General features: G+C 60.9%; 14 protein-coding genes. 6 read left to right on the top strand and 8 right to left on the bottom strand.

The window, feature by feature from the left end:
• The 4 genes from QMB98_RS05500 to prfB all read right to left on the bottom strand — a co-directional run.
• Positions 1-1,257: peptidase M23 (locus QMB98_RS05500; RefSeq protein ID WP_371684678.1), on the bottom strand; the 1,257-nt coding region annotated here is incomplete at its 3' end.
• Between the two features lie 3 nt (positions 1,258-1,260).
• Complete coding sequence (ftsX, locus tag QMB98_RS05505; RefSeq protein WP_371684679.1) at positions 1,261-2,178, bottom strand: permease-like cell division protein FtsX; 918 nt, start codon at positions 2,176-2,178, stop codon at positions 1,261-1,263.
• Entirely contained in the window at positions 2,175-2,870 is a 696-nt protein-coding gene (gene ftsE, locus QMB98_RS05510) for a cell division ATP-binding protein FtsE (RefSeq protein ID WP_371684680.1), read from the bottom strand. Before ftsE ends, ftsX begins: the two co-directional genes overlap by 4 nt.
• Before the next feature lie 79 nt (positions 2,871-2,949).
• Positions 2,950-4,083, bottom strand: coding sequence for a peptide chain release factor 2 (prfB, locus tag QMB98_RS05515; protein WP_371684681.1), 1,134 nt, complete (start codon positions 4,081-4,083; stop codon positions 2,950-2,952).
• Positions 4,084-4,176: 93 nt separating this feature from the next.
• On the opposite strand from prfB, the gene QMB98_RS05520 reads away from it, so the two are divergent.
• Positions 4,177-5,166 (top strand): phosphotransferase, encoded by a 990-nt coding sequence (locus tag QMB98_RS05520; protein WP_371684682.1) that lies wholly within the window; start codon positions 4,177-4,179, stop codon positions 5,164-5,166.
• A gap of 179 nt (positions 5,167-5,345) precedes the next feature.
• On the opposite strand, the gene QMB98_RS05525 is transcribed toward QMB98_RS05520, so the two are convergent.
• Positions 5,346-8,627: an ATP-dependent helicase gene (locus QMB98_RS05525; protein ID WP_371684683.1), complete on the bottom strand. Its 3,282-nt coding sequence runs from the start codon at positions 8,625-8,627 to the stop codon at positions 5,346-5,348.
• The gene (locus tag QMB98_RS05530; protein WP_371684684.1) at positions 8,624-11,692 is read right to left on the bottom strand and encodes a PD-(D/E)XK nuclease family protein; all 3,069 of its coding nucleotides are present in this window, start codon (positions 11,690-11,692) and stop codon (positions 8,624-8,626) included. Before QMB98_RS05530 ends, QMB98_RS05525 begins: the two co-directional genes overlap by 4 nt.
• A gap of 100 nt (positions 11,693-11,792) precedes the next feature.
• Between QMB98_RS05530 and QMB98_RS05535 the strand changes: the two genes are divergently transcribed.
• Both QMB98_RS05535 and QMB98_RS05540 read left to right on the top strand, forming a co-directional pair.
• Entirely contained in the window at positions 11,793-12,017 is a 225-nt protein-coding gene (locus tag QMB98_RS05535) for a DUF3107 domain-containing protein (RefSeq protein WP_371684685.1), read from the top strand.
• A 166-nt stretch (positions 12,018-12,183) separates the two neighbouring features.
• Positions 12,184-13,782, top strand: coding sequence for a DEAD/DEAH box helicase (locus QMB98_RS05540; protein ID WP_371684686.1), 1,599 nt, complete (start codon positions 12,184-12,186; stop codon positions 13,780-13,782).
• 247 nt (positions 13,783-14,029) lie between these two features.
• On the opposite strand, the gene QMB98_RS05545 is transcribed toward QMB98_RS05540, so the two are convergent.
• Together QMB98_RS05545 and QMB98_RS05550 are read right to left on the bottom strand one after the other, a co-directional pair.
• The gene (locus QMB98_RS05545; RefSeq protein WP_371684687.1) at positions 14,030-14,653 is read right to left on the bottom strand and encodes a MarC family protein; all 624 of its coding nucleotides are present in this window, start codon (positions 14,651-14,653) and stop codon (positions 14,030-14,032) included.
• On the bottom strand, positions 14,650-15,486 hold the full coding sequence (locus QMB98_RS05550) for a PHP domain-containing protein (RefSeq protein WP_371684688.1): 837 nt from the start codon (positions 15,484-15,486) through the stop codon (positions 14,650-14,652). The genes QMB98_RS05545 and QMB98_RS05550 overlap by 4 nt, the downstream gene beginning before the upstream one ends.
• Before the next feature lie 76 nt (positions 15,487-15,562).
• On the opposite strand from QMB98_RS05550, the gene QMB98_RS05555 reads away from it, so the two are divergent.
• Genes QMB98_RS05555 through QMB98_RS05565 form a run of 3 tightly spaced genes read left to right on the top strand, consistent with a single transcriptional unit; the run spans position 15,563 to position 18,909 of the window.
• Positions 15,563-17,053 (top strand): aminopeptidase P family protein, encoded by a 1,491-nt coding sequence (locus QMB98_RS05555; RefSeq protein WP_371684689.1) that lies wholly within the window; start codon positions 15,563-15,565, stop codon positions 17,051-17,053.
• Between the two features lies 1 nt (position 17,054).
• Positions 17,055-18,323 (top strand): magnesium transporter MgtE N-terminal domain-containing protein, encoded by a 1,269-nt coding sequence (locus QMB98_RS05560; RefSeq protein ID WP_371684690.1) that lies wholly within the window; start codon positions 17,055-17,057, stop codon positions 18,321-18,323.
• Positions 18,316-18,909, top strand: coding sequence for a DUF1003 domain-containing protein (locus QMB98_RS05565; RefSeq protein WP_371684691.1), 594 nt, complete (start codon positions 18,316-18,318; stop codon positions 18,907-18,909). Before QMB98_RS05560 ends, QMB98_RS05565 begins: the two co-directional genes overlap by 8 nt.
• Positions 18,910-18,966 lie beyond the last annotated feature (57 nt).

Here is an 18,966-nt window from a genome sequence, read left to right on the forward strand (position 1 = left end):
CACGTAGGATGAACCGTTGATCGTTCCGTGGTTGATGATGACCTGGTTACCGTGAGTGCCGTTGCCGGCTGCGGGACGAACCTCAGCGACAACACCTGCTGCTGTCGCGACCTGGCCCTCGCCGCAGACGGAGCGCAGGTCAACGCCGTTGTGCATCCAGTTGCCGCCCGTGATCGGGTACCACCTCATGCCGAACGGTGAGGTCACGTAGACCGGTGCCGGGACGGGAGGAATGAAGGTGGTGGATGCGGCAACGGGTGCCTGCGTCGGCTCCGGCTCGGGTGCAGCCTCCTGGGTCTGGGCGGGTGCGGCCTCCTGGGTGGCACTTGGAACGGGGGCAACGTTCTGGCGTGCTTCCTCAGCGGCTTGCTCGCGTGCCAGCCTATCCGCTTCCTGCTGGCGTGCTTCCTCAGCGGCAATCTCGGCCTGACGCCTGTTCTCCTCGTCGATGGCGAGGATGGTGGCGGCGATGTCCTTATTGTCGGACTCAAGCTTCGCGGCGGAGGCTGAAAACTCCTCACGGCGATCCTCGAGTTCGGCGGCGTGCTCGGCCTCATCGGCCTCGAGAGCAATGAGCTCGTCAGTCTTGGTCTGGGCAACAGCGCGAGTCTGGTCAAGTTCAATGACGATGGCATCGGCCTCGGCCTGAAGCTCGATGATGTCGGATTCGACCACCTGCTGGCGTGCCAAACGGTTCTCATTCACCGCCACCTGGGTCTGTGCCTCAAGGATGAGGGCGCTCTCGGTGCGAGCAATCGAGTTCGTTGCCGCCATCGCGCTGAACAGGTCGGTGGTGGAGCTGGACGACAGCCACAGATCAACGGTGCTTCCGTTCGTTTCGCCGCGGTAGGCGGAACGAGCCAGTTCGTTGAGCGATGCCTGGGTCTGCTCGGAAAGCTCCGAATCCTCAGCAAGCTGGGTTTCGATCGTGTCGAGTTCGGCCTGCGCCGCTTCAAGCTGACCGGCAATGGTTTCGCTCCTGCGCTGGGCAGCCGACAGGTTCGACTGCGCGGTCGCGAGTTCCTCTTGCGCGATGGGGATCTGGTTGCGGGTCTGCTCGAGAGACAGATAAGCCTCCTGCAGGTCCACGTCGATGCCTTCAAGGGAGGACTGCAGCTCCTCGATTTCGCGTTCGTTCTGCTCCTGCTGTTCAACGAGCTTCTCGCGCTCGTCATCCGTGTCGGCGACTGCGAGTGAGCTTGACAGGGCGAGGAACAGGGCGGACGTGGCTGCGGTCAGCACGGCACGGAACTTCATGGATCAGACCTTCGTGTATCGGCGGAGAGCAATGTAGGAGGCCAGTGCGGTGACGATGAGTGCGCCTCCAACGAGCCAGGGTGCCAGCGCCAACACATCACCGGAGTCGATGAGCTTAATAAAGCTGAACTGGGCTTCCGAACTCGAGGATTCGAAGAAGTACTTGACGCCACCGAACAGGGCACCGACCGCGAGGACGGAACCGAGGAGGGCCGCGAACACACCTTCGAGGACGAAGGGTGCTTGGATGGTGGAGTTGGAGGCACCAACCATGCGCATGATCCCTGTGTCCTTCTCTCGGAACATGGCAGACAGTCGAACCATCGTGACGATGAGGAGGAGTGCCGTGATGATCATGGTGATGGCGAGGCCGCCAGCGATCACCGTGGCGCCGTTGAGGACGGAGAAGATCGATTCGAGCTGCTCGCGCTGATCGACCACGTACTCGACACCGGGCTGGCCGGACAGCTCATCGGCCACGATCTGGAACTCTTCCGGATCCACGAGCTTGACGCGGAACGACACCTGCATGGCGTCCTCGGTGAGTGCGTCAACCCAGGTCGTGCCCGCCATCTGCTCACGGAAGTTCGCGAGAGCATCGGCCTTCGACTCGATGTACACCTCGTCGACGTACTGTGCCATGGAATCAGACTGAAGGAACTCCTCGACAGCGTCGATCTGTTCCTGGGTTGCCTCACCCCCGGCGCATTGCGCGGTCGTGGGGTTGAGTGGACACATGAAGGCAGTGACCTCCACCTTGTCGTACCACTCGTTCTTCATGTTGCCGACCTGGGTTTGAAGCAGGGAAGCGGCACCGAGGAACATGAGCGACACGAAGGTCACGAGGGCAAGAGAAATGACAACAACGCGGTTGGAGCGGATGCCCTTGAACGTCTGGGAGAGGATGAATCCGATTCTCATGCCTGACCTCCGGCTCCGTAGATTCCGCGTTCCTGGTCTGACACGACCACGCCATCGCTCAGGGTCACGACTCGCTTGCGCATCTCGTTCACGATGTCGTAGGCATGCGTGGCCATGACGACAGTGGTTCCGTTCCGGTTGATCCTGTCCAAGAGAGACATGATACCGTTCGCGGTCTGACGGTCGAGGTTACCCGTGGGCTCATCGGCCAGAAGCAGCTTGGGTCGGTTGACCATGGCGCGGGCGATCGCGACGCGCTGGAGCTCACCACCCGACAGCTCCGTCATCTTTCGCTTTTCCTTACCCGCGAGACCGACCATGTCGAGAACCTCGGGAACGGCGGAACGGATGTGGTGGCGGGGCCTGCCAATCACCTGCATGGCGAGCGCAACGTTGTCGAATACGTGCTTGTCCTCGAGAAGCCTGAAGTCCTGGAAGACTCGACCGACCTGACGGCGGAGCTTCGGGGTGCGGCGTGAGGACAGTTCGGCAAGGTTCTTACCGAGCACGAAGATCTTTCCCGATGTGGCCTGCTCTTCGAGCATGCAGAGGCGGAGGAACGTTGACTTTCCTGAGCCTGACGGACCGACGAGGAAGACAAACTCTCCTCGTTCGATATCGAGAGTCACATCATCGAGGGCTGGATGCGCCCCCTTTTGGTAGATTTTCGTGACATTTTGAAAAGTGATCATACGAGGCCAAGGTCGAGGGACAGTAGTTCACGTTTAAGCTATCGCACTGCCAACCTCAGCCCGCGAGGCACGCCGTTACCTATTTGTCATCATTTGCGTGCTGTCCGACACGCCACCTGATCCCAGCATCGATGAATCCGTCGATATCGCCATCGAATACGTTGTCGGGATTGCCCGACTCGTACCCGGTCCGCAGGTCCTTGACCATCTGGTACGGGTGCGTGACGTAGGAGCGCATCTGATCGCCCCAGGACGCCTTGACGTCGCCGGCGAGGGCCTTCTTCTCGGCAGCTTCCTCTTCCTGACGCTTGACGAGCAGGCGAGCCTGCAGAACCCTGAGCGCTGCTGCCCTGTTCTGGATCTGCGACTTCTCGTTCTGCATGGAAACGACGATTCCGGTGGGAATGTGTGTCATGCGGACCGCGGAGTCGGTCGTGTTCACTGACTGGCCGCCGGGACCCGAGGAACGGAACACGTCGACCTTGATGTCGGCTTCGGGAATGTCGATGTGGTCGGTCTGCTCCGTCACGGGGATAACCTCAACGGCCGCGAAGGAGGTCTGGCGGCGGCCCTGGTTGTCGAAGGGCGAGATACGGACGAGACGGTGGGTGCCTGCCTCGACGGAGAGAGTTCCGTAGGCATAGGGTGCCTGGACCTCGAAGGTGGCGGACTTGATGCCTGCTTCTTCCGCGTAGGAGGTGTCGAGCATCTTGATCGGGTATCCGTTGCGCTCCGCCCAACGGGAGTACATGCGCACCAGCATCTCGGCAAAGTCCGCAGCATCGACGCCGCCTGCGCCGGAGCGGATGGTGACCACGGCTTCACGGGAGTCGTACTCACCGGACAGCAGGGTCTTGATCTCGAGGTCGTCCAGGTCCTTGTGGATTCCCTTCATCTCACGATCGGCTTCTCGGTAGAGCTCGGCTCCGCTTTCCTCGTCGACGAGGGCTTCCTCCCCCGCCATCTCAACCATCGTCTCCAGGTCATCGATCCGCGCAGCCATGGCGTTAATGCGGTTGAGTTCCGACTGAGCGTGGGACAGCTTCGAGGTGACTGCCTGCGCCTTCTCCTGGTCATCCCACAGGTCCGGGGCAGACGATTCTTCGGTCAACTCGGCGATCCGCTTCTCGAGACCCTCGGGGTCTGTCACGAGGCGGATCTGTTCAAAGGTTGAACGAATATCAGAAATTTCAGACGAATAATCAGTAGCCACGTCCTTTAGGCTACGGCAAAAACTGCCTATCAGCGTAGCCACATCCCGGAGTGTGACCTGGCAGGTAGGGACTCTATCGCCTAAGTTGAATGCGTGGCACATAATTCCCTCTACCTCGCAGCGGTCGCCGTCTCTGCACTCCAGGACGTCGAGATCGTTGCGACGCGTCCCCCGTTCGACGAGACCCCCGACTATCTCATCGGTGGTGCCCTCGATTCACAGGGACGCCATTGGGTTGTCAAGCTTCCCCGCCACCAGCTCGCTGGAGCCGCACTCGAGGCCGAGGCGGCTCTTGCCGATGGTCTTATCACCGCGGTTGACGAAGGCAAGCTTCCGTTCGATGTTGTGCGACCCAAGGCGTTCACGACCGTATCCAAGGGCGGCCGCGCCATGGTGTTCCGCGAGCCCTTCGGTCACCCGATGCCGCTCGAGCGGCTCACCAAGGCAGGTGCGCAGTCGATTGGCCGCGCCCTTGGCGCCCTGCACGAGCTCGACCCGAGCATCTTCTCGGGCGGCGGCATTCCGGTCTACGATGCTGCCGGCCTGCGCAAGCGCCTCACAACAGAACTTGAGGACGTAGCACTCACGCGCATGGCCCCCTCGAGTCTTCTTGGTCGCTGGGACACCTGGATCGCGGACGACTCCCTCTGGGAGATCAACACGGTTCCCGTGCACGGAGACATGGATGAGGACAACGTGCTCTGGTCCAACGGTCAGGTTTCTGCCATCACATCCTTCGGTGAGGCGCACGTGGGCGACCCTGCCTCCGACTTCGTGTGGCTCGCCAACTCCCTGGATGAGGACATGCTCGACACCGTGACCGAGGCGTACGCCATGGCCCGCGGCACGGGAGGCGATACTCACCTCCTTGATCGCGTTGCCCTCCACTCCGAGTTCGCGCTCGCACGCTGGTTGCTCCACGGAGTCCGCATCGACTCCCCCGACATCATCAACGAAGCCCGCGGCATGCTCGTCGAACTCGACGAGACAATCGCAGCGGATCCCATGGAAGTGACGGGACCTAGGTGGCAGATGGACGTGCGGGACAGCTACACGGCTCAAACCTCAAGCTCAGCCGAGTAACTCAAACAACGACCTCAGATCCAATAGCCTCAGGTTCACAGAGCCTCGTTCGATTGAAAGCCAGCTTCAATGGAAACTCGGAAGAACACTGAGGAACCAAAGAACTGAAGAAGCAGAATGGATGGCCGGTGGCCACCCATTCCTTATTGCTCACAAGATCTCCAGCCGATAGCTCGCCGCTATCGCGCTGTCTTCACCGCCTGGATGAGTCCTTCGATCTTTGCCTCGAGTTCGTCTTCAGCCACGAATCCAACGTGGTGCAGTCGTTTCGCTTCGTCCTTCTCCCCCAGGTACGCAAACGTGGCACTAATGTTTCGGGGGTCCATGCCTGTCACTCTGGCCCACGCGAGCCTGTAGAGGTGGAGCTGGAGTTCCCGGTTCGGCAGATCCTCAGCAGTGGGATGTCGACCCGTCTTCCAGTCGACGATGCGGACACGCTCATGGCCCTCGTCATCAGTCCCGTCCGGGAAGACAGCATCGATCGTGCCGCGCATGGGGACACCGGCAACAACAACGTCGACTGGGGATTCAACAGCTATGGGCTGAGTACCCGACTTCACGAACGGGATCGACTCAAAGTTCTCGATCAATCGGGACACCCTGGGGTCGTTCAGATCCAGACCGAGAACCTGGTCGACATCGCCGGAGACATCGAGGAGGTCACCGGTGCGCGGGGCACCGTACCTGCTCGCGATGTGCTCGTGGATCTGCTGACCCAAGCGGGCTGCATGAGCTGGCTCGTTCGGGATGGGTCGCTCAAGATCGAGACGGAACTGGGCCTGATCGCTCGCCATCTGCACAACGCCATTGGCTGTGAGGTGACCCAGGTCGATCTGGGCCCTTTCATCGCCCTCAAGAAGAGCTTGCAGGTCGGCGAGGGAATCCTTTACCCAACGTGAACCAGAAAGAGCCTTCTCTTCCATTTCTTTCGGCGTGAGCGTAACCCGCGAGTTCACAAACTCCACGGCCTTACTCGTCGTCTCTGATACTCCCCTGTTTTGATCCGCGATAAACAAGGCAGTCTGCGCCTCCTCGCCCTCATCAACATTGACCTCCGGTGGCGTTGTCATAGAAACACCGTTCGTGGGCATGCTGAGATTCAAGAGGAGCCTCGATGGGCCCCTGTCCAGGGGATCCCTCGGCTTACTCGCCATCTTCTTGACCAGCGCCTCCCACTGAGCCGAGTTCTGATACCAGTACCCAGCGAGGAAGAGCCGAGAGCGTGGCCTTGTCATCGCGACATAGGCGAGCCTGCGAATCTCCCGGTTCTCGTAGTCCGCCCAGTCCTCCGACAACCACTTGGCAAACGACTCCTCGAGCGCCTTCGCATCGCCTTCGGCGCGCCACCGCCACTCGGGAATTGACGCAGCATCCTCCCGCAACCACGGCGGAATCTTCTTGATGCTGGTAAGCCAGGGATCTTTCGGGTTCTGTTTCAGAAGATCGAACCCACCGTAGCGAAGCTCTGGAATGGCAACGTAGTCCCACTCCAGTCCCTTGGCTCCGTGGATGGTCATGATCGTGACAGTGTTCGGATTTTCGAGTTCGTCTTTGGTCACGCCGTCGGACTCGACCGCAAGGTCTGCGAGCGGCAGTTCCCCATCGTCACCCTTTTCGTTTTCCTCCACGAGATCAAGCCAATCGAGAAACGCCTCGATTGTCGCACCCTCGATGGCCTGCGAGTATCCAGAGGCGAGACGCTGGAGCGCGGAAAGGCTTGCCCGTCCGATACCGCCGGAGGCGGACCGGGAGTAGACCTCGGTCTCCAGTCCCGTGATGCGGATGGCAAGGGACACGAGATCCTCGATGCGAGAGAAGCGCGCCTCGGTCAGAGTGTGAAGCCAGCCGCGCAATCTCTGAAGGCGACGTCGACCTGCCTCGCTGAGATCGGCTTTCTCCAGGTGCGCAAGAGCCTCGACAAAGCTGAGATCCACTCCTGCCTGTTTCCCCGCAGAACGGCGCACAGCATTCATCGCTTCGAGATCCGCCGGAGAAATGTTGAGGTACGTGAGCATCCGCATGATCGAATCACCCTGCGAGGGGTTGGAGACAGCACGAAGTAGGCCTCGAATCGTCTTGACCTCGGGCTGGGAGATCGCCGTCTGATTCCCGTGCTCGATGTAGGGGATTCCGCGCTCCTCCAGAGCCTTCGCCATCGGTTCCATGGCTGAACGGGCTCGACAGAGGACTGCGATGGAGGGGCCCCGACCGTTGTTGGCCGAGGAGTGCTTCTCACGGTACCTCGCTATGTCGGATGCGATATTGGCGTACGACTCGTCAACCAACGTCTCGAAGTTCAGTTCAACCTCGCCACCGGTCTTTGTGAAGGCTTCGAGGGGCTGAACTTCGAGGCCGCTCAGCTTGGCGTGCTTGCGGAGCGGTTCGGCGACGGCGTTTGCAACATCGAGGATCTCGCCCTTGTTTCGGAACGCCAGTGAAAGCGAGTACTGGGGCATGGGTTTGCCCGGAGCTGCAAACATTCTCTTGAAGTCAGCAAGAGCATCGGCCGAGGCGCCACGCCACCCATAGATCGCCTGGTTCGGGTCACCCACGGCAGTGACGTCGTGCCCGCCACCAAAGAGTTGCAGGAGGAACTTCGCGTTGTTGACTGAGGTGTCCTGGTACTCATCGAGAAGGACAAGCTTGTGTTCCTCACGAAGCGCAGCGCCGATCGAGGGTCGTTTTCTCAGGACTCGGTTGGCCACAGCCACCTGGTCTGCGTATTCGGTCAGCTGGTTGACCTTCTTGTACTGAAGATAACTATCGACGACGTCGAGGATCTCCATTCGCGAATCGAACTTGCTCAGGAAAACGCGGTTCCTTTTCGACAGGGCCAGGCTATCCGCCTTGATCGCCAGCAAGTGGTCGCGGAACTCGGTCAGCGCCTGACGTACCTTTTCAGTTGTCAGTTCGTTATTGAGAATGTCGGCCGCAAGTTCCTTGACGTCCTTCGTCAGCGAACTGATCTGGCGTTCGGAGTCTTTGAAACTCCCCTTCCACCCGCGCACCAGATCGTTGATGATCTGGAACTGCTCAGCATCCGTGATGAGGCGAGCCGATGGATCAACTCCGACGATGAGGCCGTGTTCGGTGGCGATGGCGGAGGCAAAGGAGTTGTATGTTGACACCACTGGGCGAGAGAGAATGACAGTCTCTTCGTCGATAGCAGTCTCTCCAATGCGCGCAGCCTTGCGGAGCATGGTGGAGATGCGAGTGGCGAGCTCGTTCGCTGCCTTTTTGGTAAAGGTCAGACCGAGTACCTCTGCCGGCTTCACGTGGCCTGCGGCCACGTGGTAAACGACCCTCAATGCCATCGTCTTCGTCTTACCTGCGCCGGCGCCGGCAATCACGAGGGATGGTTCGGCACCGCCCATGATGACATCGAGCTGATCGCTTGTGGGAGCGTGCCCGTCGACTTGACGGAGGAACTCAGCTGCACCTTCGCGTGATTCGAGGTTCATGAGAACAGGGCTCCTTCCGGGAAGATTGGGCACGCAGTCTTGATCGGGCAGTACGCGCACCAGTCGCCTGATTGAGCAGTGATGTCAATCCCGCCCATCTTGGTCGCGACCTCCTTGAGCATCTCCTCAACTGCTTGTTCGTCGCTCTCTTCGAGCGGCTTCTGATTTCGAAGGAGCGGGTAACCTGTCTTCTTCCGTCCGTCTTGGTACCTCACCAGGACGAGTTTGGCGCCTGCCGTTGGGACCCCAGTCTCCTTCTCATACATCCACTGGTAGATACGCAGCTGCGCGTTCTCCTTCGTGTCCTTGTCGGATGGCTTCGTCTTTCCGGTCTTAAGATCCGCGATGATGGGGCCGTCGGGAGTTGGTTCAACCCGGTCAACTCGGCCGCTCACAGTGAAGTGGTCCGTTTGGTAAGTCAATTGCTTCTCGACATCTGCTCCAGGGTGAGCTGACAGGTAAGCAATGAGAGCCTCGACCATGGTGACCATGTCATTGCGTTCCAGCTCCCGTTCGTACCCTTCTGTAAAGGCAACTGAATACTCTGGCCACTTCTCCTCAAAGGCGTTCCAGATCTGAGTCGAGTCACCATCCGGATAGGTCTCGGCGAGCTCGTGGATGATATTGCCTCGATCAAAATTCTGGGTTGCTTCCATATTGCTGAGGCCGATGCGCTGCGCAAACCACTTGAGCGTGCACTGCATGATCGCTTCCGCATTGGACGGCGAGATCCGCTTCGTGGACTCCCAGGGGCGCATGTCGCTGGGCTCCAGGGAGGGAATCCACTCACTTGTGGCAACGCCGGCAAGGTGCCGCTCGGTCCACGTCGGCAAGGAAGCAAGGATATCGGCCGCCAGTTCCCGATCAACGTCGTTGATGGCGAGGGCAGGGTCGGTCAGAGCGGAACGCAACCGACCCACGACACCCGGGATCGACATGGAAAGCTTGCTCGACTCGACGTGCTCAATGTTCTCTTCATCAACCACGAGATCGATAAACCTGGATCGCGAGGTCTCTTCCGAGTCGACGGCCGTCAGCACGAGGTCGCGCTTGGACCTGGCTACCGAGAACGCCAGCATGCGCAACTCGTCATCAACAACGGAACGCAGTCCCGAGACCCCATCGGTCAGCCTGTCGAGGTAGAGCTCCGCGATCCTTCCCGCGCCAAACAGCCCGTCACGCACCTTCATGTTCGGCCACGTGCCGTCGTTTAAGTCGGCCACGATGACAAGCTCGAACTCCTGCCCCAGAGCCATGGCCGGCGTGAGCAGGTGGACGCCACTCTCCTTACCAGTTCGGGCAATGGAGTCTTCGGCAATGTCCTGGGACTCGAGCTCATCGAGAAGTTGTGCAGCGGACGTTCTCGCGTCACGGTCGACGAGACGCTGGGCAATGCGGAAGAGCTGCATGACCGCGTCGAGGATTGCGTTTGCGGCCCTGCTGGTCGTTCCGTTGCTCAGAGCCTGCTCGCGCAGCCCATCGGCCAGGTCGGTCGCCTGCCACGCGGCCCACAGCACCTCTTCTGCGTTCTTGTTGGACGTGACAGCATCACGCGTGGCCTCGAGGATCTCATCCAGTTTCTTCAGAGGCCCCGCCCATTCCGCACCCTCAGGCACGTTCGCCAGAATGTCGCGCACAGGGGAACTCGACTCGTTCTCTTCTCCCCAGACCGTGATCCGGTGAGAGAGCTGGCGCTTGCGCGCGGGATCAAGCCCAATGAGAGGGGAACTGATGAGAGCAAGGAGCTCAGCATCGGTCAAGTCACCGGATACTCCCTCCTTCATGACATCCATGAGTGCTCGCACGATGGGAGTGAATCGGAGGGGCTCGTTGCGGGCGGCTGGACGGACCCGCACGCCAGCATCCCGCAGGACACGCTCAATCTCGATATGAGTGCCCCGGGAGCGGGTGATGATCGCGACGTCGTCGCAAGCCAGATTGTCGCGAACGTGAGCTCGGCGGATCAAGCGGGCGATGCCGGAGTACTCCTGATCGGTACCGGGGAAGGTCAGAACTTTGAGGGAATCCGCCTGCGTACCCGGCTTTGGCCTGCGGTGCGAGGCAAGGCCAGCAACGCTGATGCGATCGACGAGCCTGTTCTGAAGCTCGGACAGCTTCTCTCCCCCGCGGTGGCGCTCCTTGAGCGTGACAACGCCCGCGCCCAATCCGGTTCCTGGCTTCGAACCGCGGGCCAGTCCCGGCAGGTGGGCGATGCCGCCGCGGAAGCCCTCGACCGCCGTGTCGGGATCGGCAGTCAGGATGAGCCTGGCACCGTTACGGTCACCGGGCTGGATGTCGTGGACAGCGCTCAAGAGTGCCGCGGTCGCGAGGGTCGCGTTCTGATAGTCGTCGATGAGCACCCACTGGTAGGTGGGCATGGATCCGCTCCCCCACGCCTCGGGAGATGTCAGGAGGCGGGCTGCTTGGTGGACGAGCCTGGCGTGGTCGAACCTATCGGCTCCCGTACCGCCCGGAGCCGTCGCATCCTCAAGAGCAAGGGAGTTCTCGTACTGGTCCATGGGCTGACCCGCGGCCACCCAGATCTGCTCTCCCTGTTCCCTGCCAAGTGCCTGCAGGTCCTCTCCGCTGAGACCAAGTTCAGCGGATCGCGTGAGCAGATCACGCAACTCCGCACGGAACCCGGGAAGCCTCATGACGTCCTCATCGAGTTCGGAAGGCCAGGCAATACCCTGCCCGACAACGGTCAGAAGCTCGGTGATGATCGAATCCTGGGTTGGACCAGTTATGAGTTCGGGGGTGTGGCGTCCGCGGTCCGCCGCGTAGGTCTGGAGGATGCTGAAGGCCCACGCCTGAGCGGTACGAACCTGCACATTGGCGGGAAGCTTGCCGTGGTTCAGGGTGAGCTGGGTGCGGAGATCGTCTGCCGCCTTACGACCGGCGGCCAGCAGGACAAGAGATTCACCGCGTTCAATGATCTGCGAGGCCGCATCGAGGAGCACGGCGGTCTTGCCGGTACCGGACGCTCCCTCAATGATTGTGGCGTTGTTTTCCAGCGCGTGCGCCACTGCACGAGCCTGAGAAGCATCCAGTTCAAATTTCCCCATACTCCGAAGATACCCGAGGGGTGAGACCAATCAGGTTCAGTTTTCCGCCGGTGACGAATCGTTACGACCCGTGCCCGCCTCGTTTCGTAGGATTAGTTCCATGGAACTTCACATTGGAATTCAGAACATTGCCCGCGAACTCACGTTTGAGGTCGACCAGACCGCGGAAGAGATTGAGGCCGCCGTTGCCGAGGCTCTTTCCTCGAACGGTCTCTTCAAGGTGACCGACGAGAAGGGCCGCAAGGCCATGATCCCGGCCGCCACGCTGGCCTACGTCTCCGTCGGTGAGGACGAGCCCCGCCGCGTCGGATTTGGTCACGCCTAACACACCTTCGTCCACAAACCGCCGCATGCACTAGGATAGCCACGAAGGTTGACCGGTCGTGCTGTTGACATCTTATTCTTCTGCCGGATCCCGGCATTGCTTCTTTGCGATCGGCTACCGGTGCGCGTACGCACCCCCCCCGATTGCAATCAAGTAAAGGAAATACATGTCTACAAGCGGACAGATTATTACTGATCACGCGAGCGTCCCGACAGCCGCTGAGCCCAAGGCGGACATTGACGCCACCGCCGAGGAACTGGATCTCGACCGCAAGTCATTTGCCGACTTCGGTGTCAGCCAGGATATTGTCGACGCTCTCGCCGAGAAGGGCATTACCTACCCGTTCCCGATTCAGGCCCTGACCCTCCCAATCGCGCTTACGCGTCAGGACATCATCGGTCAGGCCAAGACCGGTACCGGTAAGACCCTTGGCTTCGGCATCCCCATGATCGAGTCCGTGGTTGGACCCGGCGAGGAGGGCTACGACAAGCTCACCAAGCCGGGTGCACCGCAGGCACTCGCCATTGCTCCCACTCGTGAGCTTGCCGTCCAGGTCGCTGGTGACCTCAAGATGGCATCCGCCAATCGCAACATCCGCATCGTCGAGGTGTACGGCGGACGAGCATACGAACCCCAGGTCAATGCACTGAAGAAGGGTGCAGAAATCGTCGTCGGCACGCCTGGCCGACTTATTGACCTCTACAAGCAGAAGGTCCTCGACCTGACCGCGCTCAAGACCCTCGTTCTTGACGAGGCAGACGAGATGCTGGACCTGGGCTTCCTTGAGGACGTCGAGACCATCATGGCCGCGACTCCCCCGACCCGCCACACAATGTTGTTCTCGGCCACCATGCCCGGCTCCGTGGTTGCCATGGCGCGTCGCTACATGACGCGCCCCACCCACATCCGTGCACAGGATCCAACCGGTGACCAGAAGACGGTGAAGGAAACCACCCAGGTGGTGTACCGCGCGCACCAGCTCAACAAGATCGAGGTGCTGTCCCGCATCCTCCAGGCTGAGGGCCGCGAGCTCGCCATCATCTTCACCCGCACGAAGCGTCAGGCCGCCAAGGTCGCCGATGAGCTCGAAGAGCGCGGATTCGCCACCGGCGCCCTCCACGGCGATCTGGGCCAGGGTGCCCGCGAGCGCGCGTTGCGCGCCTTCCGCACCGGAAAGATCGATGTTCTCGTTGCAACCGACGTCGCTGCTCGTGGTATCGACGTTGAGAATGTCACCCACGTCATCAACTACCAGTGCCCCGAGGACGAGAAGACCTACCTGCACCGCATTGGCCGTACCGGCCGAGCAGGGCACTCGGGTACCGCCGTCACGTTCGTTGACTGGGAGGACACTCCCCGCTGGTCCGTCATCAACAAGGCTCTTGGCCTTGGTACCCCGGAACCGGTCGAGACCTACCACACCTCCGATCACCTCTACACGGATCTGAACATTGATCCGAACGTCACAGGTCGTCTCCCCCGCTCCCAGCGTACTCGTGCCGGTCTCGAAGCTGAAGAGGTCGAGGATCTTGGCGAGACCGGAGCACGCTCGAACAAGGGACGCGGCGGCAATCGCAATCGCTCACGCGGCAACCGCAGCCGCGGTGGCAACCAGTCCAGCGGCTCTTCCGAGTCGACCGAGTCCCGCCCCCGCCGGAACCGCAATCGCCGTCGCACCAAGAACGGTCAGTCACAGGGCAACGGATCAAACAAGTCGACGAACTCAAGCAAGTCGAGCAACTCAAACGGCTCCTCTGCCGAGTAACAGCAGATCAGAGATCCGACATATGATAACTGCTGATTGAGATTGTGCGGCCACCAATTGGTGGCCGCACTTCTTAGTCACTCTGCGATTCCTCTGTACTTCAACGACTGCGTCACTTCAACGACTTCGTCAACGCCTGCTAGAGCCAGCTTCCTGTGAAGAAGTGGCGATCGTTTCTTAGTCGGACCGAAAAATTGTTGGTCGAACCCACAAGTTGTTTGTCGAACCCAAACGTTGGTGGTCGAGGCTAGAAGTTGTTATTGATGACTCCGACGACGCCGTTGATGATGAGCTGGGCTGCGATGGCGGCAAGGAGCATGCCGGCAAGCTTCGTTAGTAGGGTAGTGCCACCTTCGCCGAGGACGCGGTGAATGACGACGGAGAAGCGCAGTGCCGCCCATGAAGTGATGTGGACGGCGATGAAGGCGGCAATGACTGCAACAATCTTCGGTCCCTCGTTCCCAGCGTCACCAACTGACAGCATGAAAGCCACGATGGTTCCCGGTCCCGCGAGGAGCGGGGTGCCGATCGGGACGAGCGCGATGTTGGTCTTGCCAGCGGGCTTACCGGGGTCCGACTCTTCACCGGTGAGGAGCTGGAGTGCCACAAGCAGGAGGAGGAGACCACCGGAGGTCTGCATTGCCTCGACTGAGATGTGGAGGAACCCGAGGATGTAGGTGCCGAAGAGTCCGAAGACGCCGAGGACGCCGGCGGAGACAGCGTTCGCCTGCCATGCGGCACGGGCGCGTTCCTTTGGTGTCATCTTTGACGTGAGACCGAGGAAGATCGGGATGTTTCCTGCCGGGTCCATGATGACGAACAACGTGAAGAAAGTAGAAGCAAAGACGGTCAAGTCAATGACGTTGTTCACGGGTAGTAGACCTCCATTGTCGCCTTGTGGGCGATTCGATCCAGCATGTCGGGCGACGTGGTGTGTTCCCCGAGCTGGTTGTGCTTGCCCGAGCCATGGTAGTCGCTGGAGCCGGTTCGGACGAGGCCGAGTTTCATCACAATCCTAGCGAGTTTTTCCCGATCTTCTGCCGGATTGTCGCGGTGATCGACTTCCAGCCCGTCAATGCCCAGGTCAATGCCCTCGTTGATGGCTGACCAGCCGTGTGCGCCGCCCCTAGAGTCGGCCCTCGGATGAGCCCAGATCACGACCCCACCCCCGTCGTGAATGAGGTTGATGGCCTCGGGCAGGCTGGGTGCCCAGTAATCTCGGTAGTACGGGGAACGCGGAGAAAGATAGGTTGCGAAGGCTTCGTCCCGGTGGCTGATCGTGCCTCGCTTGAAGAGAGCATCTGCAATGTGTGGGCGACCAAGGGTTGCCTCGGATCCGGCGACGGCGAGAACCTCGTCCCAGGTGATGAGCCTATCCTCCGCCATGGCATCCACCATGTTCTTGAGTCGCGTCACCCGTGCTTCCTGCACCCGGATGCAGTGCTGGGTGATTCCTTCGGTTTCGTCGAAGAGGTATCCGAGCAGGTGGACGACCTTCCCGTGGAGCCGCGTGCTGATCTCGATGCCGGTGACGAGACCAACGCCGGTCTCCCGCGCAGCTTCGCGTGCCTCCTCGTAGCCGGCCACCGTGTCGTGATCGGTGAGCCCGAGAACAGTAATTCCGGCTCGTGCGGCCTCCTCGAAGAGCTCCCGGGGGCTCTGGGTGCCGTCGGAGTACGCGGAGTGGGTATGCAAATCGATCACATGGCCTAGGGTACGGGCTGTGTCACCGAACCGCCGTGAAATCGAATTCCGGGCAAGACGGTGACACAATGGAGATATGACTGATAAGACCACCGATCGCGGTTCGAACCGTTCCCAACGCCCCAGCAACCAAGAGTTCCGTACCTTCATTGGTGAGGACTGGGGGCCACGCACCGAGGGCCCTGGCCGCTCGTCTGTCGCAGACTACTCGGCCGTGCGTCGTGCGAACCTGGGCAAGCAGTTCATTGGTCAGCGCCTCGTGATCCCCGCCGGCGAACTCCGGGTCAGGTCCAACGACACCGACTACCGCTTCCGTGCGCACTCCGCCTTCGCTCACCTGACCGGTCTTGGTGGTGAGCTCGAGCCGAACGCTGTTCTCATTCTCAACCCCATTGAGGGAGAAGAAGCCACACATGAGGCTGTTCTCTACTTCCATCCCCGTAGCCCCCGCTCCTCGGAGGAGTTCTGGGCAGACTCACGCTACGGCGAGTTCTGGGTCGGTGCCCGCCCCTCACTAGAGGAGATGTCGACCATGACCGGGATCCGCACCGATCACATCGATAACCTGCCCGACGCTTTGGCGAAGGACCTGGGTCAGGTTCAGCTCGCCACCATCACCCAGGCTGATTCGAAGATTGATGCCCAGGTCCAGCAGCTCCGCGATCAGGAGTCCCTCGTGAACGGTCAGGAACTCGACGCGAAGCTCAACGAGGCAACGAGCGAACTGCGCCTCCTCAAGGACGAGTGGGAAGTAGCAGAGATTCAGAAGGCCATCGACGTCACCGCCGCCGGCTTTGACGACATCATCGCCGCACTCCCCCGCGCGACGGAGCACTGGCGCGGCGAACGCGTCCTCGAGGGCGCCTTCGCACAGCGCGCACGCGAGGAGGGCAACGGGGTCGGCTACGACACGATTGCGGCAGCGGGCAACCACGCCAACACCCTCCACTGGATCGTCAACGACGGCTCGGTGAAAGACGGCGAGCTCGTGCTCGTGGACGCCGGTGCGGAGGTCGATTCCCTCTACACTGCCGACATCACCCGCACCCTGCCCGTGAACGGCACCTTCTCTCCCGAGCAGAAGAAGGTCTACGAGGCTGTTCTCGAGGCCGCTGAGGCATCGCTTGCCAAGGCAAACGAGAAGGGCGTACGGTTCCGTGAGATTCACGCGGCCGCCATGACGGTCATTGCCCGCTACCTCGAAGGGTGGGGCTGCCTGCCTGGTACCGCCGAGGAGTCACTTGCTCCCGACGGTCAGTTCCATCGCCGGTGGATGCCGCACGGCACCTCCCATCACCTTGGTCTTGACGTGCACGACTGCGCTCAGGCTCGCAAGGAAATGTACGTGGACGCCGAGCTCGAGCCGGGCATGGTGTTCACGATCGAACCCGGTCTCTACTTCCGTGAAGATGATGAGAAGATTCCCGCGTGGCTACGCGGCATCGGCGTTCGCATCGAGGACGATATTCTCGTCACTGAAACGGGGGCACGCCGCCTCTCCGAAGACATTCCCCGCACCGTCACGGATGTGGAGAACTGGATGAAGACAGTTCTGAACAGGAGCTAGCATGCAGACAAGAAGCCGCGTATTTGTCGGCCGCCTCGCCGGCACGGACGTATACGACCCCATCGGGGATAAGGTCGGAAAGGTACACGACGTGGTCGTGTTGTTCCGGCTCGTTGGGGCACCACTTGCCGTGGGCCTCGTCATTGAAGTGTCCGGAAAGAAACGCGTCTTCTTACCCCTCTCACGGGTCACGTCCATAGCCAACGGCCAGGTCATCACCACCGGCCTGGTCAACATCCGCAGGTTCGCTCAGCGCTCCACGGAAACACTGGCACTTTCGGAGATCCTTGACCGCAAGGTCACGATCAAGAACGGGGGCGGCGAAGGCACCGTCATCGACCTGTCGATCGAGGAGCACCGCCGCGCCGACTGGCGGCTCTCACAGGTGTACGTCCGCACGGACCGCAACGGCCCACACGGGGGCGAGTCCATCCTGCTCCCGGTCGGGGACGTCACCGGTCTTGCCACGGGCAAGGAGGGACAGGCGGCGACCGCTCTCCTCGCCCGCATCGCCAACCTCAAGCCAGCCGACGTCGCCAACGTGATCCGTGACCTGCCCGGGGATCGGCGCATGGCGGTGGCGGCAGGCCTGAACGATGAGCGTCTCGCTGACGTGCTCTCGGAGTTGAACGACGACGAACGTGTCGAGATCATGTCCGACCTTGACATCGAACGAGCCGCCGACGTCCTCGATGTCATGCAGCCCGATGACGCCGCCGACCTCGTGGCCGACCTGCCCACCAGCCATGCCGCCCTCCTGCTGGAACGCATGGACCCGGAAGAGGCCGAGGACGTTCGCCGACTTCTGACCTACGATGAGCGCACTGCCGGTGGTCTCATGACGACCGAACCGGTCATCCTCTCTCCCGATGCGACGGTCGCCCAGGCCCTGGCCGCCGCCCGCCGCATCGACGTCACACCTGCACTCTCGGCCACGATCTTTGTGACCCGCCCTCCGATGGAGACCCCCACGGGACGTTTCATCGGTGTCGTCCACCTGCAGCGTGCCCTCCGGGAACCACCATCGACTCTTCTCGGTCAAATCATTGACCTTGATCTCGATCCGCTCAGCCCCGATGATTCCATTGGTACAGTTGCTCGTCGGCTCGCAACATACAACCTGACGGCACTGCCCGTCGTGGACGAGTCACGGCTCCTGCTGGGTGCTGTCTCGATCGACGACGTGCTCGACCATCTCCTGCCTGACGACTGGCGAACATCCGAGAATGAAGAATTCGACATGAGAGTGGAACGAGGATTCAATGGCTGATCGTTTTAACGAACCGCTAGAAGCTCGCGACCGCAAGCTCCGCAAACTTCGTGGCAAGCGCGACTCCGACCGCATCGGTCAGATCTCCGAAGGAATTGCACGCTTCACCGGCACACCCCAGTTCCTCGTCTATCTGTCCGTGTTCGTGGCGATCTGGCTGGCGTGGAACACGTGGGGTCCCGAGCACCTGAGGTTCGATAGCGCGGCACTGGGTTTCACCGCCCTCACACTCATGCTCTCCCTCCAGGCCTCCTACTCCGCTCCCCTCATCCTTCTTGCTCAGAACCGTCAAGACAATCGTGACAAGGTTGCGAACGAGCAGGATCGTCAAAGGGCCGAACGGAACCTGGCTGACACGGAGTATCTGACCCGCGAGATCGCCGGCCTGCGCATGACCTTGGGCGACATGGCAACTCGTGACTTCGTGCGTTCCGAGCTACGCGACATGATCGAGGAACTCGACCGCGAGCGCTCCGACCGCCTCGACGAACGCGAGGAACGCATCGCCCAACTCCAGGCCGAGATCGAGCAACTCCGCGCAAATCATCCCGAGTCAGCGCACTCCGACAAGTCACACAACGACTAAAGCGGCTCTTCATAATTGGGGGTGTAGTTTGTTTTGGAATCCGCCGCTGCCCAGGAG

This window comes from Flaviflexus sp., assembly GCF_041440645.1.
Taxonomy (GTDB): Bacteria; Actinomycetota; Actinomycetes; order Actinomycetales; family Actinomycetaceae; genus Flaviflexus.